The sequence below is a fragment of the Oscillatoria nigro-viridis PCC 7112 genome (assembly GCF_000317475.1).
Taxonomy (GTDB): Bacteria; Cyanobacteriota; Cyanobacteriia; order Cyanobacteriales; family Microcoleaceae; genus Microcoleus; species Microcoleus nigroviridis.
On record NC_019729.1, the window covers coordinates 3,064,005 to 3,086,807 of the forward strand.

A 22,803-nucleotide genomic window follows, 5' to 3' on the forward strand; every position below is an offset into this window, starting at 1 on the left:
CCCACATGACTTTAATTTTTTTTGAAATACTCTTTAAATACAGAACAGCTTACCCGCCACGCGATTTATCCGTGGAATCAATCCCAAATCGAAAATCGAAAATCCTCAAGAAAGAGCATTTATCTCGCGCAAGTCAATCCAAAATCTAAAATCTAAAATCTAAAATCGAATGACGCACCTACTATTTTTGATATTATTGGGGGTCAACGATCGTACCCATAAATAATATTGTTCCTGTAGTATTGTCTCGAATGGCACAAAAGAATGGACGGTTTACATTCATTTGAAAAGGCGATCCACCAGATCTGGTTAACTGGATGGAAGTGACGGCTGCTGCTTCTGTACCTTCTTCGTTCACTTCGACAAATGTCTTGTGTTTTACTGAGTCTACGGCTACGCTGTCATCAGTCATCGGAGAAAAATCGGCTTTTGAGATATCAAAAATTCCTGCCATGCCCAAAGTTGTGAGTGTGTTTTCGAGTTCAACTTCATACTCTATTTTGAAGCGGGGTATTTCAATTGTACCATTTATATGTGTAAATTCTTGCATCCATTCATTCCAGTTTTCTGTTGTTAATTGCTGCAAGAAAGTTTCCAAGTTGCTATTGGGCTTGGGCAAAAAAATATACATACTCAGAGAACCTTGTTTGCCGTAAGGTAAACTGACTGCTTGAAATGTGTCTGTTTCGTAGTACCAAAAATTACCTTTCTGGGACATCATCGGATGCTGTTTGGAACTGCCGTCGGTTAAAGAGAAAGTTTTGTTCGCAGTTTGAGATTTATCAAAGGGGGTTTTCCAGTTGCCTTTGAAATAGATAGCGTTAATCAAAAACAAGACTCCATCGGGGCTAATTTTATCGACAATTTTATCGATTTTTCCTTGAGTTTTTTGGCTCACCCAGTTGTTAATGATGCTAAGAGCTTGCGGATTACTAAAGTTTAGTTCGGTAATATTAGCATTGTAGTATTTTTGATTTGTTTGCAGAAATTCTGGTTTTAAGGAGAAGCCTTGTTGCGCCCAAAGCGAGTTAGCAATTAATACTTGGATATTGGGTTCAACTTTCTGCAAACTATTTTGCAAACCTTGATTTGCTGCGTTGATTTCTTGGGGAGTCATTCCCGTAAATTCGAGAACTTTTGTCATTTCTTGTTTGGTTTCTCCGCTAACTCCGTTGTATGTCATTGACAGGGCGAGGGCGACAGAAGTAGGGGAAATAAAGATATTTTGATTCGGCTGTTGTTTGGTGAGGGTGTTGAACAAGTTAAAACCAAATTTGGTATTAGCTGCAACAAGTCTGGCGTCTAGATCGATCTGGTTGTTAGGGGGTGTCATGGCTGCAGCTTTTGAGTGATTGGGATTTGCGAGGTTGATGGGGTTAATTTTTAGTGACGGCGCCAATTCTGCGAAAATTGCTAATGTAATGATGGCGGCAGTAACAAGCCTGGTTTTCCAAGACATAAAAGTTATCTTTGGTTGATATTTTGGGTGGTGTGGTCTCACATTTTTACCTTTTAGTTTTTATTTTTTCGACTCAGCAATCAAGTTTTTGAGAGTTTAATATAGTCAGGACTTTAGTCCTTGCTATAAACAGTTGGCTAACTTTTTGTAGGAAGAGAGAGGATAGCTTTTAATAACCTTGCAGTTTCATCACTTTGTGGTAGTGCGCTTCTATTTCACTCACCGTTTGCGATTGACGCTTGCTATTCCACTCGCTGCGATCGAATAATTCCCGCCGCAAGTCATCGACATCGATCGTTTGTACTTTCCTCTCGGCTACAAAAGGAAGTTCTGGGGCTAAAAAAACCAATTCTCCGATCGCACTTATGCAACTATCCGCCACTGGCACGTCTGCGGTTTCATCACCTCTCTCCACCGGAAGTAAAGCATTTTGAATTGTAAAGCTCACAGAGTTACCCTTTTTGTAAATTTACATTAATTTTTATTTGATGATTCCAGGGCGCTAACATTGGCTATCAACCAACTTTAATAAAGTTAATAAATCCTAAAGTTATCAAAAAGTTACCCCTGATACTTAATTATAACAAAGATTTAAGATATGACAAGTTAGTAACAATCAAATAGTTATAAGATTGAAATTGTTTTTGAGTCACAATCATATGAATCCTGATTCTCTCCGCACCTTGGGCGTACCGCCGAATGCTTGGAAAGTTGATACCAAAATTGCCGACATCACCCGATCGCCGATCGCACCTCAACCTGTTACCCTGGAAACAGAAACTAAAACCCTGCGTTTGGACTTAGCCAAAGCTGCAATGTTGGTGATAGATATGCAAAATGATTTTTGTCATCCCGACGGTTGGCTGGCGCATATTGGCGTAGATGTAACGCCCGCGAGAACTCCAATTAATCCTTTAACAAATTTGCTGCCAAAATTGCGATCGCACGCAATGCCTATTATTTGGATAAACTGGGGAAACCGCCCCGATTTGCTCAATATTAGTGCAGCTTCCCGTCACGTTTACAATCCCACAGGCGACGGCGTAGGTTTGGGAGATCCGCTACCAAAAAACAACGCACCTGTACTGATGGCAGGGAGTTGGGCGGCGCAGGTTGTCGATGAATTAAAACCCAAACCGGAGGATATTTGCGTGGATAAATATCGGATGAGCGGCTTTTGGGATACTCCTTTAGATAGTATCTTGCGGAACCTCGGCAGAACTACACTTTTCTTTGGAGGAGTAAACGCCGATCAGTGCGTCATGGCTACACTGCAAGATGCTAATTTCCTCGGTTACGACTGTATTTTAGTCAAAGATTGTACAGCTACGACATCTCCCGAGTATTGCTGGCAAGCTACTCTCTATAACGTTAAACAATGTTTTGGCTTTTTGTCGGATTCTCAGGCTATGTTAGAAGCAATTAAATAGTCATCAGTCATCAGTCATCAGTCATCAGTCATATTTTTTTGAGGCCAAACTGGGGACTAATGACTCTGGATTCTTAGTAATGACCCAGAAACATAACACTTGACAACTAACAATAAAAAAATGACAAACCAGTGCATGATTCCTGTTATAAAGTCTCCCCAAGACTACCAAGCATTTCGCATCAGTCCCGGCGATACTAATAGATTAGCGATCGTCTTCGATCCGGTAACAGCTAATGTTTCATTAACTGTTTGCGTGGAGATTTTCGATGGGGGCGGCAAAACTCCTCCCAACCGCCACCAATTCGCAGTAGAAATGTTTTTTGTACTCAAAGGAAGAGGGCAAGCAACCTGCGACGGCAAAACAGTTAGTATTAAACCGGGAGATAGTTTGTTAGTGCCTCCAACGGGGACTCACGTAATTGAGAATACCGGGAGTGAACGTTTGTACACTTTGTGCATTATGGTGCCGAATGAAGATTTTGTGGAACTGATTCGCAGCGGTACGCCAGTGGAACTCGATGAGGAAGATATGAGAGTCCTCGGGCGATCGGATGTACTCGTATCGTGCTAGTTTTGTAGTAAGCACTTTAGTGTTTTAATCTTCTAGCCCCTGCCTGGGAAAGCAGAGCCCCGACTTGTTTAAGCAGTCGGGGCTCTAACAAAATACTGTTTTACGTTAAAAATTTTCAATTATGAGCGTTATATTTCACATTGCTAAAAGCCAACAGTGGGAAGAAGCAAAACACCTTCAATCCTATCGAGGCGATACCCTAGACTCTGAAGGATTTATCCACTGTTCGACACTCCCGCAAGTTACTAGAAGTGCCAACAAATTTTTTGTCGGACAAACAGGATTGCTTTTGCTGTGGATTGACTCTGAGAAAGTGCAAGCAGAAGTTAAGTATGAATCTGCCGCTGGAGATTTTTATCCGCATATTTACGGGCCGCTGAATGTTGATGCTGTGTTGAAAGTTCTTGAGTTTGAAGCGGGTGCAGATGGCAAGTTTGAATTGCCGGAAGAATTAAGAGATGTTGCTTGATATTCATATTTTTGACCATTGTCAATTAACTTTTGAGGGCGGGCTAGAAGCCCACCCCACGGGAAAATTTAATTTTTGATAGCGGGCATCTTTCCCCTTCAAAGTTTGAGGGGGAAATTGAATTTTTGAGGGCGGACTAGAAGCCCACCCCACGGGAAAGTTGAATTTTGTGGAACGGGCATCTTGCCCGTTCTTATTTGTGCAATATATCAATTTAAACTGACTAATTAACTAACTCTTTCGCGAATGCTAGCGCATCTTCGCGACTCGCAATTCTCCCCTCCACCCGCGCTAATTGAATGTCCATCAACAATTGACCGATGCGCGGACTTCTGGGCAAATTTAAAGATTCCATTAAATCATTGCCGCTAACTAATTGTGTGGGATGAGCAACAATATCATCGGCATCGAGATAGCGATTAATTAACAGTGAAATCTCCTCAACCGCAAGTCCCGCCGCCACCGCTAAAACCGCTAAAACAGGAAATACTATTCCCAGATCCCGAAACAAAAAATACTGTTCTCGCAAAGACATTTCCGCGATAGGTTGTGCTTGCAACTTCGGCAAGTATTTCAAAAGCTCGATCGCACTTTTAATCTCCGCATTGCTGTACTTCAACCGCTGCAACTGGGTTTCAGCAATTGTCGGGTCGGAATCTGCCAAAACAGCCAACTTCGCAACCGCTAACAACGGCGTTTTAATCGTATCTCGAATCGATCGCGAAAATTCTCTCCCCAAATCTGGATAAATTGCCGCTAATTTGTCAGCAGATGCGTCAATTTTTGTCAAAATATCAAAACGGTCGATCGCACTTTCAAACCAAATCGAAAACAAACCATCTTCGCAACCGCGACAAATCCAAGGAACACCCTCTGGATTGCTCAACAAATAACCCAATTCCGTCCGCACCCGTTCCACCGCTACCCGACTCAACAGCGGTGCTAATTCCCGAATCGCCGATTGAGTTTCAGCTTCGATCGCAAAATCCAACTGCGCCGCTTGGCGGTAAGCTCTTAATAACCTCAGCGGATCGTCCTCCAAATTTGACCGCGAAATCATCCGCAGCAAACCCAAGCGCAAATCAGTTTGACCGTCCAAAGGATCGATGATTTCTCCTGTAAAAGGATTGCAGGCGATCGCATTTATCCGAAAATCTCGGCGCCGCAAATCCCCCTCCAGACTCCCCCCTTCCGCCTGCGCCAAATCCACCGTACCGCCCGCAAATACAACCCGCGCAATTTGGCGTTCCGCATCTAACAAGACAAATCCACCTTTCGTGCGATCGGCAATTCTTCGAGCAGTTTTCACCGCCCGTGTTAGCATAACGAAATCCAAATCAAAATAGTGCGATCGCCTCCCCAGCAGCGCATCCCGCACCGCACCGCCCACCAGATAAGCAGGCGGTGTCAGCAGTTCCAAATCAAACGGCCAACTATCAGGAGATAATGAAGAGGGCAAATTAATCGGCATCGCAACAAAAATCTACTTTCCTTACAAACAATTAAACTCTTGCTACGCTAGATTAACAGAAAGCTCAAATTTCACCAATCTTTTTGAAATGCACAGAGGATATCAAGAATGTGTATTTGTATTAACTGCCACTATGTAGACCGCTGCTTTACCTACCACGCCGTAGAAGAACAGCACGAACAGCTTCACCTCACCGAAACACCGGATTTCGACCCCGTAGAACCCACCATCAACGTCAACATCCGCCCCCGCCAAGACGAAATTGAAATGGAATGGGATGTAGTTGGGTGTCAAAGTTTCAAGCAAGAAACCGGCAAATGGGCAAAATTGCGGCCAGGCGAACTCGTCCCGACTTAAGGAAGAAGTCATTAGTTAGTTGGCAGTTGGCAGTTGGCAGTTGTTAGTCAACAGTCAACAGTCAACAGTCAACAGTCAACAGTTTTTATTCCCAATTACAAATCTAAAATCTAAAATCTAAAATCTAAAATCCAATGTGCTATTGCTTAAACCCAACTTGTCAGAATCCGCACAACCCAGGGGATGCAGAATTCTGCCAAAGTTGCGGCTCAAAATTGTTGTTGACTATTGACGCAGAAACGCCTTCAGCATCTCGCTACCGAACCGTAAAGCCGATCGGGCAAGGAGGCTTTGGCAGAACATTTTTAGCAGTTGATGAAACAAAACCCCTGATTTTTTCGCAGTGCGTAATCAAGCAATTTTTCCCGCAAAATACCGCAGCAGAAAAAGCAGCTCAACTATTTCACCAAGAAGCAGCCCAGCTAGAAACCTTGGGAAAACATCCCCAGATTCCCGAATTAATCGCGCATTTTGAACAAGACGGGAGACAGTATTTAGTACAAGAATTTATAGACGGCAAAAACCTAGCCAGAGAATTAGAACAAAAAGGAGCATTCACCGAAACACAAATTCGGCAAATCCTCAACGATTTATTGCCAGTGCTCCACTTCGTCCACAAATCCAAAGTCATTCACCGCGATATCAAACCCGAAAATATCATTCGCCGCCGGTTATCTCCAACTCCTTTACCCGCCTTAGAAACTTCCTATCAACCCTCTCCTTTCCAAAAAGATATTGTTTTAGTAGACTTTGGTGCAGCAAAGAAAGTAACAGCAACCGGCTTGCCGCAAACTGGTACAATCATCGGCAGTGCTGCTTATACAGCCCCAGAACAATTGATGGGGAAAGCAGTTTTTGCCAGCGATATCTACAGTTTGGGCGTTACCTGCATTCACTTGTTGACTGAAATTCCTCCCTTCGATTTGTTCGACAGTACAGAGGATTCTTGGGCTTGGCGAAATTATTTGAAGACTGCTGTTAGCGATGATTTCGGCCGCATCCTCGACACCATGCTTCAAAGTGCCACCAACCGGCGCTACAGTTCAGCCTCAGCAGTCATCCGGCACTTGAACCCCAAACCGGTGTATTTAGACGCACAGCCGGTGCTAGACGCGCCGGAAACGCCTGCAGAACGGGTGGTTACACCCGCGCCCGGTGTGTCGCTTTTCACTCGCCAACAGCAAGCCGAAATTCAGCAAGCTTTGCAAGAGGATCTCGCCCCCTACAATGTTACAATCCAAGTCAGCCAAGCCAAGCAACAGCTAACTATCGTCATCAACAGAACCGAAGACAACCCCGTTTACTATCCCCACTTATCTCAAATAATTGCCACCAGACTCACCGATTTACAGTTAAATAAAGTCGCAGCCGTGAAGCTGTTGGGAAGAGTCAACAATTCTCGCCGCCCGGAGTGGAAACAAATATTGCAAATCGATCCCAAGATTCAATTGAGAAACAAACTCGTGCGGCTGCAACACAATCAATTACTCAAGAAAATCGCCCCTGTTGCTACCCAAGAATTTTGGCTGCCGAAGTTGAAAACTCAGGATTTTTGGATAGATGCGCTAATGTTTGCCTTAGTTTGGTTTATCTTTGGCTCTCAAATAGTCATTTTTAATTCTTGGTTTGCGCTAATAGTTTCTTCTGGTTTTATGGCCGTCAAGCATCAAGTTTCCCAGAACAAAGAATTTGCCAATAAAAATTTATTTGCAAGTTTAGTAGTGCTGTTTTTGATGACTGGGGGCATGGGGAATTCCAGGATTTTAAATACGGGAATATTTGGTATTCTTTTGGGTTGCTTAGTTGTGGCTTTGCCCCTGTTTTTTGTTAAGGAAAATTATCAGTAATCGTGAATAGCAATCCCCAAGACGGAACATCTGTTAAAAAATACGGCTTAGCCCTGCACACAGCTAGTCGCGAACTCGGTTTAGCCATCAGCAATTTTGCTGGAGATTCTCGCTGCCAAACTTGGAATTTGGATCGCGATTTAGCCACTCATTTGCATCAGTATTTAGTCGAGTTTATTGGGCCGCAAACTTGGGCGGATTTGGCTTTTATTGCAGTGGCGAAGGGGCCCGGAGGCTTCACGGGGACTCGGATGGGTATGGTGACGGCGCGGACTTTGGCTCAACAGTTGGATATTCCGGTTTTTGCGGTTTCAACTTTGGCGGCTGTGGCTTGGGCGGCACCCCCCCAACCCCCCCTTGCTAAGGGGGGGCTTTTGAATACGGAACCCCCCCAACCCCCCCTTGCTAAGGGGGGGCTTTTGAGTGCAGAACCTTCCCTTGCTAAGGGGGGGCTTTTGAGCGTGGCCCTGCAAATGCCTGCACAGCGGGGACAATTATTTGGTGCTGTTTATTCAGTTAACAAAGATTCTGGTTTAACAGAGTTGTTTACCGATACTGTAATGACGGCGGAATCCTGGCAGGAAAAGTTGGAAAGTTGGGAAAATTCTTATCAGTTAATTGAAGTTGGCAGCGAGTTGGGTTGGTCTGTTTCTAGTGTGTTGGAATTGGCTTATTTGGAGTGGAAACAAGGAAGTCGCCCTGATTGGTCGGATGCTTTGCCTTTTTACGGGCAACATCCGGTTAAGGGACACTGAAATATTGGGAATTGGGCATTGGGAAGAGGGCATTGGGCATTATTTGGTTTCAGTTAAACTCACATCTTGCACCATTCTCAAGAACAGGCAAGATGCCTGTTCCACAAAGAGTAGATTTTCTCGCTTCACAGGCCGGAAAGCCTGTTCCTAAAAGCTTATTGAGAATGGTGCAAGATATAAGTTAAATCAACTTGTAGAGTGCGTTTTTTTTCCGACCGTGCCCGAGTCCCGATGCCCGTAAATGATTTATAAGCAATTAAGCAGACTTGATATCGTTGTTTATTTAAGGGCGATACAAACTTCGAGGCAAAAAGTTAATGTTAGCGGGTCTGGGTTTTCTGTTCGCAATCGATCGATCTCAGCTCGATCGCAGCCGCGAGATTCCATAAAATCGAGCATCCAGTTAGTTATTGTAGCGAGATCGATGTATTTGGCTCCGAGACAAACAGGGCAAATTTCTGGGCTGAGGGTACCGGTGCCGCCGCATTCGGGGCAATCCCAGTGGCTTGTTACGGGATCGGGGGTAGTTGGGATGTTGTTCATGCTGGGAAAAAGTACGCGCGGCGTAGCGATCCCGTAGGGAATCGCACTACTCGTTCACTCTAGCAAAAATGCCGATCGCCCTGACTTCTTCCTGCCTTTACACTAAGCGAGCTAGTGAGTAAAATCGACAAAAATACAAAAAGGGTGGTTATGTTCGATCGCACTCAATGGGTTTTGGCTGGTATGTCGATCGCACTTTCGCTTCAGTTAAGTCAGCCAGTTGCAGCAGCCGTGCCCGTTGGCAAAGTCTTACAAACAGCACAAACTAACAGTAGCGAGGCTGCCCAAAAAGCTTTCAAAGAAGGAGCACAACTGTACCAGCAAGGAACGGTAGAAGCAAAAAGAAGTGCGATCGTCAAGTTGGAAGAAGCCTTAAAGCTGTATCGAGAAGCGGGCGACAATAGAGGGCAAGCACTTAGCCTCCTTGGTCTTGGCAGTGTCTGCTCAGATTTGGGAGAGAAACAGAAAGCGCTAGAGTATTACAGCCAGTCGCTTACCCTATTTCGGGCCCTCGGCGATCGGTCCCTTGAAGCTACTATCCTCAACAACATCGGCTTAGTCTACTCAGAATTGGGAGAAAAACAGAAAGCGCTAGAGTATTACAGCCAGTCCCTGCCCCTATTTCGGGCCCTTAGCAATCGCGGTGGGGAAGCTGGCACCCTCAACAACATCGGCAAAGTCTACAATGATTTGGGAGAAAAACAGAAAGCGCTAGAGTATTACAGCCAGTCCCTGCCCCTATTTCGGGCAAGAGGCGATCGCGGTGGGGAAGCTAGCACCCTCAACAACATCGGCAGTGTCTGCGATGATTTGGGAGAAAAACAGAAAGCGCTAGAGTATTACAGCCAGTCCCTTCCCCTATTTCGGGCAAGAGGCGATCGCAGCGGGGAAGCTGTTACCCTCGCCAACATCGGCTTAGTCTACTCAGCATTGGGAGAAAAACAGAAAGCGCTAGAGTATTACAGCCAGTCCCTGCCCCTGAGTCGGGCAACGGGCGATCGCGGTGGGGAAGCTACCACCCTCAACAACATCGGCAGTGTCTACTCAGCATTGGGAGAAAAACAGAAAGCGCTAGAGTATTACAGCCAGTCGCTTCCCCTGAGACGGGCAACGGGCGATCGCGCCGGGGAAGCTACCACCCTCAGCAACATCGGCAGTGTCTACTCAGCATTGGGAGAAAAACAGAAAGCGCTAGAGTATTACAGCCAGTCGCTGCCCCTGAGACGGGCAACGGGCGATCGCGCCGGGGAAGCTACCACCCTCAGCAACATCGGCACTGTCTACTCAGAATTGGGAGAAAAACAGAAAGCGCTAGAGTATTACAGCCAGTCGCTGCCCCTGAGACGGGCAACGGGCGATCGCGCCGGGGAAGCTACCACCCTCAATGGCATCGGCTTAGTCTACTCAGAATTGGGAGAAAAACAGAAAGCCTTAGAGTATTACAGCCAGTCGCTTCCCTTGAGTCGGGCAACGGGCGATCGCGCCGGGGAAGCTGACACCCTCAACAACATCGGCAGTGTCTACGATGATTTGGGAGAAAAACAGAAAGCGCTAGAGTATTACAGCCAGTCGCTGCCCCTGAGACGGGCAACGGGCGATCGCGCCGGGGAAGCTACCACCCTCAACAACATCGGCAATGTCTACGATGATTTGGGAGAAAAACAGAAAGCGCTAGAGTATTACAGCCAGTCTCTTCCCCTGAGTCGGGCAACGGGCGATCGCGCCGGGGAAGCTACCACCCTCAACAACATCGGCGCTCTCTACTCAGAATTGAGAGAACAACAGAAAGCGCTAGAGTATTACAGTCAGTCCCTTCCCCTGAGTCGGGCAGTAGGCAATCGCAGCGGGGAAGCTGCCACCCTTTTCCAAATAGCTTTTGCCAAACGCGACCAAAACAATCTTACCGAAGCCCTCACTGACATTGAATCTTCTCTCAAAATCATCGAAAACCTCCGCACCAAAATAGCCAGCCCCGAACTCCGCACCTCATACTTTTCCACAGTACAGGGCTACTACGAATTTTACATCGACCTGTTAATGCAACTGCACGAACAGCAACCAAATTCCAATTACAATATCAAAGCCTTAGAAGCCAGCGAACGTTCGAGAGCCCGCAGTCTTCTCGAACTCCTCTTTGAAAGTAACGCCAACATTCGCGAAGGTATTTCCCCCGATTTACTGCAACAAGAAAAGAGCTTGCAACAGCAACTCGATGCCATTGAAAAGCAGCGCATTCAAGAACTAAGTCGCTCCAACCCCAATCAAACTAAAATCGATGAAATCGACTCTCGGCGCCTCGCACTTTTGCAACAATATCAGCAAATTCAAGCCCAGATTCGTAGCGCCAGCCCCCGCTACGCAGCCCTCACCCAACCCCAACCTTTAACACTCCCAGAAATTCAAAAACAAATTCTCGATGAAAACACAATTTTATTGCAGTATTCCCTCGGCAAATACCGCAGTTATTTGTGGGTGGTGACATCCACAGGACTCACCAGCTATGAATTGCCCTCACAGGTTGACATTGAAACAGCAGCCCGCAATTTCCGAGACGCAATAACTAGCCCAATCCAAAGAGATATTCCCCAAAAAGTTGCCGAAGCAAGTGCAAATCTAAGTCAATTAATTTTACAGCCCGCCGCAGCCCTATTAGGGAATAAACGCTTATTAATTGTTCCCGACGGCGTACTTCACTATACCCCTTTTCCGGCTTTAACTCTTCCCCAAACCCGGGGACAAAATACCAATGTTCCCTTAATTGCCTCACATGAAATTATCACCCTGCCTTCCGCCTCAACTCTCGCCATTCTCAGGCAAAATTACGGAGATAGAAAACCGCCTGGGCGAACTTTAGCAATTTTAGCCGATCCTGTTTTCAGTCCAGACGATGAAAGAATTAAAGGAAAAATCACCCAAGCAACGGCTGAAAAATTAGAAGCAAATAACCTCGGTTTAAATCGATCGCTTCGTGCTTCCAATCGGGGATGGCCGCCAGATCGCCTACCATTTACCCGCCAAGAAGCCCAAACAATATCCAGCTTATTCCCCTCAGCTTCTAGCCGTCAAATATTTGATTTTGATGCCAGTCGCCCTACTGCTACCGACGGACAATTAGCCAATTATCAGATCGTTCACTTCGCTACCCACGGCCTTGCCAACAGCAAAAATCCCGAACTGTCAGGAATTCTGATGTCGATGGTAGATGACAAGGGCAATCTTGTCAATGGTTTTTTACGCCTCACCGATATTTTCAACTTGAAACTAGCGGCAAATTTAGTAGTTTTAAGTGCTTGTCAATCGGGCATGGGACAGAATGTTAAAGGCGAAGGAATGGTGGGATTGACGAGGGGTTTTATGTATGCAGGTGCTCAGCGGGTGGCGGTGAGTTTGTGGAGTGTAGATGATGAAGGAACTGCTGTGTTAATGCAAAAGTTTTATCAGAAAATGCTGCAACAAAAGTTAGCGCCGGCGGCAGCTTTGAGGGCGGCGCAGATGGAAATGATGAGAATAGAAAAATGGAAATCTCCCTATTATTGGGCGGCTTTTACCCTTCAGGGCGAGTGGAAATGATGTACAGCACTTTTGCTGGTAAGTAAGTACATAGCCCTTGTAGGGAAACGGCAATGCCCATTGGTGTCAACTTAACGTTAAATCGGTAGTCCGACAATCCGACAATCCGACAATCCGACAATCCGACAATCCGACAATCCGACAATCCGACAATCCGACAATCCGACAATCCGACAATCCGACAATCCGACAATCCGACAATCCGACAATCCGACAATCCGACAATCCGACAATCCGACAATCCGACAATCCGACAATCCGACAATCCGACAATCCGACAGGGAATGAATTCCCTGTCTAATAGCTAAAGTCCTCTGAAGAGGACTAATTAGTTTAAAAATTCGGCGTTGCTGAATACAGGTAGGAATTCATATTTCCCAATTGCTATAAGACAAGTAGGGTAAGTTTTGTAACATCAAGCAACAAGTTGATTCCTACCATGAATCAGTAACGCCGAATTTTTTTCTTCTCAGTCCTCTTTCAGAGGACTTTAGCTATGAGACAGGGAATTCATTCCCTGGCGGACTACCGGGTGGGCGGCGTGAATCAGCAACCTCAAAAATTCTTCTTCTCAGTCCTCTTTCAGAGGACTTTCGCTATGAGACAGGGAATTCATTCCCTGGCGGACTACCGGGTGGGCGGCGTGAATCAGCAACCTCAAAAATTTTTCTTCTCAGTCCTCTTTCAGAGGACTTTAGCTATGAGACAGGGAATTAATTCCCTGGCGGACTACCGGGTGGGCGGCGTGAATCAGCAACCTCAAAAATTCTTCTTCTCAGTCCTCTTTCAGAGGACTTTAGCTATGAGACAGGGATTTCAATCCCTGGCGGACTACCGGGTGGGCGGGCGGACTGCCGGGTGGGCGGGCTGACAGCTTAAGTTGACACGCCTTGGGCCGAAGAGCCCGGAACGGGCAAGATGCCCGTTCCACAAAGAATGAGTTTTCTTGTGGGGTGGGCCCCAGAACCCGCCCAGAAAAGGGTTTATCGCCCGCTAGCTAAAGCCTCCCGCAATTTGCGGCCCCGCGATTTATCCCGAAGTTCGGGAGTTGCCATCCGCAACACAAAATCCAGCAACCAAGGCGCAATTCGGTGACACCAAACTGCTAGATGACTTTGATATCCTACTAAGATTTCCGGCGCATCTTTGTGCAATCCCGCGACAAGTGCTAGGGCAACTTTTTCGGGAGTTGTCGGCACTACCCAGCGAAATTGTTCCAAGTCTCGCACCATGTCGGTATCTGTTAGGGATGGCAGCAAAGCTGTGACTCGAACGTTGTACTGACTTAACTCGCTGCGTAAAGCTTGGGTGAATCCCAAAATGGCAAATTTGGTAGCAGAATAAGTCGCCATTGTGGGAGCGGCAATTTTTCCCATCAAGCTGGAAACATTGACGATTGTTCCCTCTTTTTGAGCCGCCATTCGCCTCGCTATCAAGCGGGTAATTGTGTAGGTTCCGAGCAAATTTAAGGCGATTTCTGACTCGATTAACGGCAGCGGGGAACGCAAGAATGATGCTTGGTGCGCGACGCCCGCACAGTTGACTAGCAGGTGAATCGGGCCGCAATCTCGCCAAGCTTGGGCGATCGCAATATTCACCGCTACTGACTGAGTTAAATCCAAAGCTAACGGCACTACTTCTGTGCCCAAAACATCGATTTCCTCTGCCAGTTCAATTAATTGCTTGCGGTTGCGAGCCACGATCAACAAGCGTTTGACTCCTTGTCTCGCTAATTCCAGGGCGATCGATCGCCCAATTCCGCGCGAAGCTCCTGTAACAAGAGCTGTTTTTCCTTGAAGTTGCATAGATTAAACCTTTTGGTTGATGCTCACCGCGGCACGGAGTTATGAGTTGTGAGTTGTGAATTATTAGTTATGAGTTGAATTGTTTGGCGGTAACAACTCATAATTCATAATTTTGGGAAAGGCTATCTTGTTCCAATAAGCCTAATTTATTCGTGGGGTTAACTCAAAACCAAGAACTTTTGAATCGCTAACGTGCGCGTGAGTTGAACTAAACTTTTGGTTTGCCAGGAATCAGTCAAATCTCTGGTCGTTTAACCTCATGCAAGCAGACAAATGTGAGATGGCAAACCTAGTCGGAAATCATGGTCGAGCGGGCTTTATTACCGCTTTTTTTTCAGTTCGCGGAGGCGGACTTTGCCTGTGTAGCCGCGAATTTATTCGCCGGGGATTGGTTTTCTTCAGTCCGCAGAGGCGGACGCAAGCCTGTGTAGCCGCGAATTTATTCGCCGGGAATATTCACCCGAATTTTTCATTTCTCGGGGCTTAATTACCCCTCTTTTTTTAGTCCGCAGAGGCAGACTATATCCTGTGCAGTCGCGACTTACAATCGCCGGGGATGCGCGCAAATTGGCACAGGATAATTGAGCAATGCAGATTATCAATTCCACACCTCCTAGATATGAGAATTTCCTATCTACACACACCTTAACAACTAGAAGTTAAAGCGGCAACAATTTTTAATAAATCTTCCGCAACACTTCTTTACAATTTTCTCAGACTGCCGATTTCCAAGTGCCGTGAAAGCCCAAAGGTATGACACCGGGCAATTCTAGCTGGCAAACAGGTTCGCGGGAAAGTCCGTCGCTGTCAAATATCCAGACTTCGCTGCTATCAGAATTGCCGTCATAAATAACTGTTACTATCCAACCTTTCTCCGAGGAAATATCTGGAACGTAGATGGGCTCTGCGGGATAGCGATTTTCGCCGCAGTCGGCAATTGTGAGATGGCGGCTTTGCGTGTCAAAACGGGCGATCGCACCGTAACGTTCCGGTACAATATCAACTTCAGGGCGATACATTGCCAGATAAATATATCGTGCGTCTTGCCCTATTTCGGCAGCAGGTACGATCGGAAATTCGCAAGGTAGATCCAACAATTCTTCGGCTGCTGTCACTTTCCCCGTCTGAGGATTGAGATGCACCCTCCACAGAGTTCCCTCCGCATCGGTGCTAGTTTCACCAGTCGGTACTTCTTTCAGCCGCTGATTAGTTTGAAAGTCAGCGAAGCGCACAAAATCTACAGCCACCGAACCATCTTCTTTGACAAAACCGTTAGCAAAATGCCACTGAAACCAAGAATCAGTTTCGCCGCGACTAACTAAAGAGAGAGTTTCCGAGTCAATAACTAATATCTGGGTTCCTAACTCTGGTTTCCATTCAAAAGACTCGCCGAAACTGCTAATTCCAGCTAACACTGGCAAAAATTTTACTCGCACCGGCGGCACAAAAAATATTAGATACTTTCCAGCCAGAACAAAATCGTGGATCATGGGAATTCCATCTAAAGCAACAGTTGCGTGTTGCACAATTTTGCCTGTAGGAGCGCTTTTATAGAGATTCAACTTTGTACTAGCACCATGTGTAATTCCAAAGTTAAAAATATTGCCAGTAATCGGGTCGCGCTTGCAGTGAGCGGAATAAGAAGATCCACTTTGTAAACTGCCTAAATCGTCGGTTCCCTGAGTTTCCAAGGTTTGCAAATCGAGGCTGTGAGGCAAGCCGCCTTCCCACAAAGCTAAAAGGCGATCGGGCAAAGCTAAAACAGAAGTATTGGCAGCATTTTTAACAGATTTAGTCCAGCGCAACCACACAGGGCCCGGTGCTGTCATGCCATAATTACTGTAGAGAAATTTATCAGCTTTTTCTTCAGCTAGATATCCCGCTGTCTGCACGTAGCGATAAACAGCCGTAGCACCGACATCGGTAAAATGTACTGCCAAAATTGCACCGTCGCCATCAAACCAGTGTCCCGCATTCATGCCGCCGCGTTCCAAACGTGCGGGCCCGTTGCGGTAGAGAGTGCCGCGCAATCCGTCGGGAATTTTACCGCTTTTAACCGATAGCTGAGTCAGCGGAAACTCTGCAGCCGGACGGGCTAAAGCTTGAGCCCAAGATTTTTTAGCTGAGATTTTAGTGTCTGTTTTCATTGGAAACTGGCAATTTTAAACCGATCTGACAGATGTTTTGCTATACAATTATAGCAAAAACCATCTATAACAGTTCTCGCGTGAGCCATTCATCAATGAATTAACAATTGCTCAATCCCCCAATCTCAAATCTCAAATCTCAAATCTAAAATCTCAACCTGTACCTCAATTAATCGAACAAGGGTATAATACCTATGACTCTCCGCCGCCGTGCTCTGATCGGAACTTTTGGGCTGACAGCTATTGGTACTCAGCTTTTGCCGATCGCCCAAACCAACCTATCTCCCAAAAGTGCGATCGAGCCGCGCCGCCTGCAAGTTGGCGATACTGTAGCTTTAATCAATCCTGCCGCTTTCAACTACGAAAAAGAAGTGCAGCCATTTTTTAAAGTTCTGGATAACCTGGGTTTAAAAGTGAAATTGGGAGAGCATTTTTACGACCGCTACGGCTATTTAGCCGGCAAGGATGCCGATCGCGCCGCCGATGTCAACGCAGCCTTTGCCGATGACTCAGTGCGAGCTATTTTTACGGGGATGGGCGGCTGGGGCTGCGCTCGGATCTTGCCGCTCCTGGATTACAATATTATCCGCAACAATCCCAAAATTATTATGGGATTCAGCGATATTACGGCGCTGCTGTTGGCGATTTATGCTAAAACTAATATAGTTACTTTTCACGGCCCTTTAGGTGCCTCAAGTTGGAGTCCCTTTACAGTAAATTACGTCAAGAAAGTTTTGTTTGAGGGAGGTGCTGTTACGATGCAAAACTCCCAAAGCGTGCAAGTAGAAACAATCGGGCGGGGTACAGCTAGGGGAAAACTAATCGGCGGCAATTTATCAGTAATCGCAGCAATGGTGGGTTCTGCATATTTACCGGAATGGGAAAACAGTATTTTGTTTGTCGAGGAAGTGGGCGAAGAGGTTTATCGCATCGATAGAATGTTGACGCAGCTTAAATTAGCGGGCATTCTCGATAAAATTTCAGGTTTTATTTTCGGACAGTGTACCAAGTGCGAAGCTGAAAAACCCCAAGAGTCCCTAACCTTGCCTCAAGTCTTGTCCGACCACATTCGCCCTTTGAAGATTCCTGCATGGTACGGTTCAATGGTAGGGCACATTCGGGAGCAGTTCACTTTGCCGATCGGCAAACAAGTCGAAATCGACGCAAATTCTGGTACAATCAGATTGTTAGAATCCGCTGTCAGTTAAATAGTGAAATATTCTAGCTCTTACCGAGGCATATGCAGGGAACTCTAAACGAGCAAATATTCAAACACCAAATCAGAAATATTGTGAAAAAAACCGCACAATTCCTTAAACCCTTAACAGTAATAATCCTGACAATTCTTTGCCTGTTGCCGCTCAATGCCTGTGCAGCAGCAAGTAAAACCGCCAACAGTGACTCCATTTATCAGCAGCGAACCGTCCACAATCCCGACGGCACCGGCAAATTTTACATGGGTCGAGAAATTGCCCAAGTCATGGGATATCAAGGCGCTGGTTGGCTGGAAAGACCGTCTCGCGGCATGGAAGAAAAATCAGCTCGATTAGTCAACAATCTCGATTTAAAACCAACCGATATTGTAGCAGACATTGGAGCGGGAACGGGATATTTTAGCTTTCGCATTGCTCCCTTAGTTCCACAAGGAAAGGTTTTGGCAGTTGACGTGCAGCCGGAAATGATTAATTTTATTAAATTGAATAAACAAGAAAAAAATATTGCTAACGTTGAGCCAGTCTTGGGAAGTATCGACAATCCGAATTTGCCGGAAAACAGCGTGGATTTAGTTGTGATGGTCGATGCTTATCACGAATTTGCATATCCCAGAGAAATGATGCAAGGAATTGTGAAAGCACTCAAACCGGGAGGCCGCACGGTATCGATCGAGTATCGAGGCGAAAACCCGATGATTCCCATTAAAGGTTTGCACAAAATGACGCAGAAGCAGGTGAAAAAAGAAATGGCAGCCGTCGGTTTAGTATGGAAAGAGACAAAAGATATGTTGCCCCAGCAGCATTTGATGGTATTTGAGAAAAAATCTCAAATTTAGCAGCCAAACAGAGCGATTCTGTAGCATTTTTACTCATTTTTGTCAAGGTACAAAAGACGTGTTTTTGAGGCGCGCGGGCGATCGGTCAAACATACTAAGCCTTAAGTAACCCTTAAGATAGACATTTTACTAAAAATACCATTTACAATTAAAAATTGATAACCCAGAGGCGCTTCCTTCATTTTTCAAGCGAAGAAGTGTCGCTATTAAGAAGTACCAGCGTGAACATTCCAAGTTCCATCCTCACCATGCTCGCCGGCATCGGAGTGACTCTGATCAGTCTCTGGTACGGGCAGAATCACGGTTTACTGCCGATCGCCGCCTCTGATGAAGCATCCGACATAGACGCACTTTTCAATACAATGATGACCATTTCCACTGGATTATTTATCATGGTCCAGGGAGTGCTCATCGTTGCTGCAATTAAATATCGCCGCCGTCCAGGAGACAACACAGACGGGCCACCTTGGCATGACAACTTTCCCTTAGAAATTCTTTGGACAGCCGTGCCTGCGGTGATTATTTTAGGAATCGGAGTCTACAGTTTTGAGATTTACAACTCAATGGGAGGCCTCGATCCGATGGGAAATCACGACCACGGCACCATGCAAGCGCACTCTAAAATGCGGGGAAGTGCGATCGCAGCCACACTCTCAGATACACCCCAAAACGCCCCTCAAATTCCGTCTCAAAAATTCGTTGCTTTAGGCGTCGGCGCTTCCCCAGAAAATGAAGACAAACCAGCAGATTTAGTTGTCAATGTCATGGGTTTGCAGTACGCCTGGATTTTTAGCTATCCAGAAAGCGGCGTTAGTTCCGGCGAACTGCATATACCAGCCAACCGCGACGTACAGCTAAATATATCAGCCCAAGACGTGCTGCACGCATTTTGGCTGCCGGAATTTCGCCTCAAACAAGATGCAATTCCCGGGCGGCCGAGCGAACTGAGATTTACAGCAACTAAAACCGGCGAATACCGGGTTGTTTGTGCTGAATTGTGCGGCGCTTATCACGGAGCTATGAAAGCTTTAGCAGTCGTTCACACGCCCGAAGAATTCGACACTTGGCTGCAAAGCCAGCAAGTTGCTAGCAGTCAAAACTTAGAGCAAGCAGTTGCAGTCAATCCTGGGGAATTGTCAGACGGTGAATTTTTGGCTCCCTACGTCAGGGAAATAAAAATTAATTCCGAAACCCTAGAACAACTTCACCCAACTCATCACTAAAAATAGTCATTAGTTTCTGGCACTGGGTCTTCGATCCCGAGCCAATAACTAATGACTAATAACTAATGACTAATAACTATGACACAAGCACAGTTCCAAGAAACTGCCAACACTGAGGCTCGCGGAACAGCGCCCGCCGATAGACATTGGCGCGACTACTTCACTTTTAATACCGACCACAAAGTCATCGGTATTCAATACCTGGTAACAACATTTATTTTCTATTTAATCGGCGGGGTGATGGCAACTTTGGTGCGAACAGAACTCGCCACCCCCGACGCAGATTTTGTCACCCCGGAACTTTACAACAGTTTATTTACTGTTCACGCGACGGTGATGATCTTCCTGTGGATCGTGCCTGCAGGAGCCGGATTTGCTAACTTTTTGATCCCCTTAATGATTGGGGCCAAAGACATGGCATTTCCCAGGCTGAATGCCGTTGCCTTTTGGCTGATTCCCGTAGGCGGCGTGTTGCTGTTGAGCAGTTTTTTGGTAGGGGCTCCGCAGGCTGGTTGGACTTCCTATCCGCCTTTGAGTTTAGTTACTGCTCAAGCCGGGGAAGAAATTTGGATTCTCAGCGTTTTGATTCTCGGAACTTCTTCGATTTTGGGGGCGGTGAATTTTGCCGTTACCATCTTTACGATGCGCGTTCCGAGCATGGGTCTCAATGAAATGCCTTTGTTTTGCTGGGCGATGATTGCGACTTCAGCGCTGACTTTGATTGCTACTCCAGTCTTAGCCGCAGCTTTGATTTTGCTGTCGTTTGACTTGTTAGCAGGGACGGCATTTTTTAACCCGACCGGCAACGGCGATCCCATCGTCTACCAGCATTTATTCTGGTTTTATTCGCACCCGGCAGTTTACATTATGATTATGCCCTTTTTCGGGGTGATTTCAGAAGTTTTGCCGGTGCATTCCCGCAAACCAATTTTTGGTTATTTGGCGATCGCATATTCCAGTCTCGCGATCAGTTTTTTGGGCTTGATCGTGTGGGCGCACCATATGTTTACCAGCGGCACTCCCGGCTGGCTGCGGATGTTTTTTATGATCACTACTATGATCATCGCCGTACCAACTGGGATTAAAATATTTAGCTGGTTGGCAACTATTTGGGGAGGAAAACTCCGGCTTGTCAGCGCGATGCTATTTGGGATGGGTTTTATCTCAACATTTGTGCTCGGCGGCATCACCGGGATCATGGTGGCTTCCGTACCTTTCGACATTCACGTTCACGACACTTATTTTGTCGTCGCTCACCTACACTACGTGCTCTTTGGCGGCTCAGTGTTTGGCATTTACGCTGCTTTTTACCACTGGTTCCCCAAAATGACGGGGCGGATGATTAATGAATTTTGGGGTAGAGTTCACTTTGTTTTAACCTATGTGGGCTTTACTGTAACTTTCCTGCCGATGCACGCTTTGGGGATGCAAGGAATGCCCCGGCGGGTGGCAATGTACGACCCGAAATTTACCACAATTAATGTCATTTGTACTGTCGGTGCTTATATGCTGGCAGTGTCTACAATCCCGTTTATCATTAATGTGATTTGGAGCTGGATGTACGGCCCCAAAGCAGGTGACAATCCTTGGCAAGCTTTGAGTTTGGAATGGATGACGACTTCGCCGCCACCGATCGAAAATTTTGAAGGAGTGCCCGTATTGGCAACGGGGCCTTACGATTACGGCATGGAAAAAATTCAGCATACTGGGGAACGTCTCAGGCTCAAGCTGAGGGAAAATGCCACCCGCAACGCCCAGAAAACAGGTATTCCTATTGCGGAGGCTCAAGCTTCAACTTTCTTTGGCGGTACTGCAACTTTGGTCGCTCCTGAATCAGAGATAAATGTTGATTCTCCTGCTGATGAAAGTCAAGATGGCGAATAGTCATCAGTCATCAGTCATCAGTCATTGGGCATTGTTGACTGTTGACTGTTGACTGTTAACTGTTGACTGTTAACTGTTAACTAATGCCCACGGACAACTGACAACTGACTTCTTCATTACCAATTTCTTATGCAAATTCCAGCGATCGATCCGACAAAAACAGCCCTAAATTACCACCGCGAGGGCGAAGTAGAAGCACACGGCGAAGAGCATCCCGACCACCGAATGTTAGGTGTAATTGTGTTCCTGTGCGCTGAAGGCATGATATTTTTCGGTATGTTTGCCGCGTATTTGATTTATCGGGCGATGGCCCCCGTGTGGCCTCCTGAAGGTACGCCAGCGCGAGAGTTATTGCTGCCGGGAATTAATACGGTGATTCTGATTGCTAGCAGTTTTGTGATTCACAATGCTGATACTGCAATCAAAAAGAATGATGCCGCCGGAATGCGAAATTGGTTGCTCGTAACTATTGCTATGGGCGCAGTTTTCTTGGCAGGTCAGGTTTACGAATACACTCATTTAGAGTTTGGCTTGACGACGAATTTGTATGCCAGTTGCTTTTACGTTTTGACTGCTTTTCACGGCTTGCACGTTACGTTTGGAGTGCTGCTGATGGCGGGGGTGGTGTGGCGATCGCGCGTGCAAGGTCACTATTCTAGCGAGCACCACTTCGGAATCGAAGCGACTGAGATTTACTGGCACTTTGTGGATGTGATTTGGATTGTTTTGTTTCTGTTACTGTATATTTTGTGAGCCCAGAGGCTTTTTGACCTCTGCCACAAGAGATTTGTATGACCCCCAATAGGGGGTTTTTTATTGTTTGGAGAGTGCGATCGGCTTTCATTCACCTCCTCAAAGCCGATCGCGCTAAACTAAAAGTAGCAATTCTCCTATCCAGCAGCATTGAGAAAATTATGCAGTGCGAATTGTGCGATCGACAAATGGAAGCATTAACCGCCCATCACCTCATCCCCAAACAAAACACCAAGCGGAAAAACGAAGACCCAAGCCCGACAATCGACATTTGCTCGGCCTGTCACCGCCAGATTCACTCTCTATTTGAGAACAAACACCTCGCCCAAGAGCTCAACACCCTGGAAAAGCTCAAAAATGACCCTGAACTCCAGAAATTTGTCTCTTGGATTAAGAAACAAAAAACCGACAAACGCATTCAAGTACGCGGCAAAAAAGCTCGATCGTAGGGAGCGAGATCAGATATA

The 22,803-nt window shown here is 46.3% G+C and carries 21 protein-coding genes; 14 read left to right on the forward strand and 7 right to left on the reverse strand.

All coding sequences use genetic code 11. The features are described from left to right. Nucleotides 1-193: 193 nt before the first annotated feature. A complete protein-coding gene (locus OSC7112_RS12950) occupies nt 194-1,459 on the reverse strand; it encodes a serpin family protein (RefSeq protein ID WP_015176315.1) in 1,266 nt (421 codons plus the stop codon). A gap of 169 nt (nt 1,460-1,628) precedes the next feature. Continuing rightward, on the reverse strand, nt 1,629-1,907 hold the full coding sequence (locus tag OSC7112_RS12955; protein ID WP_041622514.1) for a hypothetical protein: 279 nt from the start codon (nt 1,905-1,907) through the stop codon (nt 1,629-1,631). Between the two features lie 211 nt (nt 1,908-2,118). Here OSC7112_RS12955 and OSC7112_RS12960 point away from each other — a divergent pair, with 211 nt between their 5' ends. The 3 genes from OSC7112_RS12960 to OSC7112_RS12970 all read left to right on the forward strand — a co-directional run bounded on the left by OSC7112_RS12960 (nt 2,119) and on the right by OSC7112_RS12970 (nt 3,931). After that, the gene (locus tag OSC7112_RS12960) at nt 2,119-2,889 is read left to right on the forward strand and encodes a cysteine hydrolase family protein (RefSeq protein WP_015176316.1); all 771 of its coding nucleotides are present in this window, start codon (nt 2,119-2,121) and stop codon (nt 2,887-2,889) included. 135 nt (nt 2,890-3,024) lie between these two features. Then, nucleotides 3,025-3,462: a cupin domain-containing protein gene (locus OSC7112_RS12965; RefSeq protein ID WP_015176317.1), complete on the forward strand. Its 438-nt coding sequence runs from the start codon at nt 3,025-3,027 to the stop codon at nt 3,460-3,462. Nucleotides 3,463-3,583: 121 nt separating this feature from the next. Continuing rightward, nucleotides 3,584-3,931 carry a DUF952 domain-containing protein gene (locus OSC7112_RS12970; RefSeq protein ID WP_015176318.1) on the forward strand — a complete coding sequence of 116 codons (348 nt, stop codon included), beginning with the start codon at nt 3,584-3,586 and terminating at the stop codon, nt 3,929-3,931. Nucleotides 3,932-4,154: 223 nt separating this feature from the next. Here the strand turns inward: OSC7112_RS12970 and OSC7112_RS12975 are convergent, their stop codons facing one another. Further along, entirely contained in the window at nt 4,155-5,402 is a 1,248-nt protein-coding gene (locus OSC7112_RS12975) for a tRNA nucleotidyltransferase/poly(A) polymerase-related protein (RefSeq protein ID WP_015176319.1), read from the reverse strand. A gap of 108 nt (nt 5,403-5,510) precedes the next feature. On the opposite strand from OSC7112_RS12975, the gene OSC7112_RS12980 reads away from it, so the two are divergent. The 3 genes from OSC7112_RS12980 (at nt 5,511) to tsaB (ending at nt 8,361) form a co-directional block, all read left to right on the forward strand. After that, nucleotides 5,511-5,759, forward strand: coding sequence for a Ycf34 family protein (locus tag OSC7112_RS12980; protein WP_006632635.1), 249 nt, complete (start codon nt 5,511-5,513; stop codon nt 5,757-5,759). 134 nt (nt 5,760-5,893) lie between these two features. Further along, nucleotides 5,894-7,606, forward strand: a complete 1,713-nt coding sequence (locus tag OSC7112_RS12985) for a serine/threonine-protein kinase (protein ID WP_015176320.1) — start codon at nt 5,894-5,896, stop codon at nt 7,604-7,606. 2 nt (nt 7,607-7,608) lie between these two features. Beyond that, nucleotides 7,609-8,361 carry a tRNA (adenosine(37)-N6)-threonylcarbamoyltransferase complex dimerization subunit type 1 TsaB gene (gene tsaB / locus OSC7112_RS12990; protein WP_015176321.1) on the forward strand — a complete coding sequence of 251 codons (753 nt, stop codon included), beginning with the start codon at nt 7,609-7,611 and terminating at the stop codon, nt 8,359-8,361. A 279-nt stretch (nt 8,362-8,640) separates the two neighbouring features. On the opposite strand, the gene OSC7112_RS12995 is transcribed toward tsaB, so the two are convergent. Beyond that, a complete protein-coding gene (locus OSC7112_RS12995) occupies nt 8,641-8,904 on the reverse strand; it encodes a J domain-containing protein (RefSeq protein WP_041622516.1) in 264 nt (87 codons plus the stop codon). A gap of 150 nt (nt 8,905-9,054) precedes the next feature. Here OSC7112_RS12995 and OSC7112_RS13000 point away from each other — a divergent pair, with 150 nt between their 5' ends. Beyond that, nucleotides 9,055-12,474: a CHAT domain-containing protein gene (locus tag OSC7112_RS13000; RefSeq protein WP_015176322.1), complete on the forward strand. Its 3,420-nt coding sequence runs from the start codon at nt 9,055-9,057 to the stop codon at nt 12,472-12,474. On the opposite strand, the gene OSC7112_RS38140 is transcribed toward OSC7112_RS13000, so the two are convergent. Continuing rightward, entirely contained in the window at nt 12,449-12,739 is a 291-nt protein-coding gene (locus OSC7112_RS38140; protein ID WP_150111536.1) for a hypothetical protein, read from the reverse strand. The two genes, OSC7112_RS13000 and OSC7112_RS38140, sit on opposite strands and share 26 nt — an antisense overlap. Nucleotides 12,740-12,970: 231 nt before the next feature. On the opposite strand from OSC7112_RS38140, the gene OSC7112_RS13005 reads away from it, so the two are divergent. Next, nucleotides 12,971-13,345, forward strand: coding sequence for a hypothetical protein (locus tag OSC7112_RS13005; RefSeq protein WP_015176323.1), 375 nt, complete (start codon nt 12,971-12,973; stop codon nt 13,343-13,345). Between the two features lie 112 nt (nt 13,346-13,457). On the opposite strand, the gene OSC7112_RS13010 is transcribed toward OSC7112_RS13005, so the two are convergent. Further along, the gene (locus OSC7112_RS13010; protein ID WP_015176324.1) at nt 13,458-14,279 is read right to left on the reverse strand and encodes an SDR family NAD(P)-dependent oxidoreductase; all 822 of its coding nucleotides are present in this window, start codon (nt 14,277-14,279) and stop codon (nt 13,458-13,460) included. Nucleotides 14,280-14,992: 713 nt separating this feature from the next. Further along, the gene (locus OSC7112_RS13020) at nt 14,993-16,426 is read right to left on the reverse strand and encodes a carotenoid oxygenase family protein (protein ID WP_015176326.1); all 1,434 of its coding nucleotides are present in this window, start codon (nt 16,424-16,426) and stop codon (nt 14,993-14,995) included. 194 nt (nt 16,427-16,620) lie between these two features. Between OSC7112_RS13020 and OSC7112_RS13025 the strand changes: the two genes are divergently transcribed. The 6 genes from OSC7112_RS13025 (at nt 16,621) to OSC7112_RS13050 (ending at nt 22,785) form a co-directional block, all read left to right on the forward strand. Next, entirely contained in the window at nt 16,621-17,634 is a 1,014-nt protein-coding gene (locus tag OSC7112_RS13025) for a S66 peptidase family protein (RefSeq protein ID WP_015176327.1), read from the forward strand. 32 nt (nt 17,635-17,666) lie between these two features. After that, nucleotides 17,667-18,476 (forward strand): class I SAM-dependent methyltransferase, encoded by an 810-nt coding sequence (locus OSC7112_RS13030; protein ID WP_015176328.1) that lies wholly within the window; start codon nt 17,667-17,669, stop codon nt 18,474-18,476. 221 nt (nt 18,477-18,697) lie between these two features. After that, the gene (locus OSC7112_RS13035; protein ID WP_015176329.1) at nt 18,698-19,699 is read left to right on the forward strand and encodes a cytochrome c oxidase subunit II; all 1,002 of its coding nucleotides are present in this window, start codon (nt 18,698-18,700) and stop codon (nt 19,697-19,699) included. A 78-nt stretch (nt 19,700-19,777) separates the two neighbouring features. Beyond that, on the forward strand, nt 19,778-21,583 hold the full coding sequence (gene ctaD / locus OSC7112_RS13040) for a cytochrome c oxidase subunit I (RefSeq protein WP_015176330.1): 1,806 nt from the start codon (nt 19,778-19,780) through the stop codon (nt 21,581-21,583). A 129-nt stretch (nt 21,584-21,712) separates the two neighbouring features. Beyond that, nucleotides 21,713-22,336, forward strand: a complete 624-nt coding sequence (locus OSC7112_RS13045) for a cytochrome c oxidase subunit 3 (protein ID WP_015176331.1) — start codon at nt 21,713-21,715, stop codon at nt 22,334-22,336. Nucleotides 22,337-22,374: 38 nt separating this feature from the next. Further along, nucleotides 22,375-22,785: an HNH endonuclease gene (locus OSC7112_RS13050; RefSeq protein ID WP_015176332.1), complete on the forward strand. Its 411-nt coding sequence runs from the start codon at nt 22,375-22,377 to the stop codon at nt 22,783-22,785. Nucleotides 22,786-22,803 lie beyond the last annotated feature (18 nt).